We start from the raw sequence: 424 nt of genomic DNA on the forward strand, positions 1-424 counted from the left end.
GCCGGCCTGTGCCTGCCGACGGCGAGCACCCCCACGCCGGCGGCGACGGCCAGCCGCTCGCTCCACTTGAGCATTTGCCCGGGGGCACCCTCGTGGAGGGGTTCTGCGGCCACCGGGTCCATGCCGCGTTCCAGTGCCCGGGTGGCGATGACCTCACCGGCGACGCCCAGGACCGCGAGCGCCCGGGCGGGCCCGGCTTCGCGGACCGGGGTCGTGATCATGGCAAGACCGGCCGCGGCGAGGCTGGCAGAACTGACGAAAACGAAGGGCAGGTTGTCACGCCCGGCATTCCAGGTCGGGTTCGCCGTGTCCGACAAGAGAACCGCGGTGTAGGCGGAGAGCGGTGCCGCGAACACCGCGGCCCCTACGCCCGCCGGGCCCTCGAGCAGGCGCAGCACCGGGCGCAGCGGCCCCAGCGGCAGCC

The 424-nt window shown here is 74.5% G+C and carries 1 pseudogene; it reads right to left on the reverse strand.

Features of this window, described 5'->3' with window-relative positions:
* Nucleotides 1–424: pseudogene (locus AC5RUJ_RS18480) on the reverse strand (NrfD/PsrC family molybdoenzyme membrane anchor subunit); the annotation flags it as partial.

The organism is Arthrobacter sp. Y3223164 (assembly GCF_059091005.1).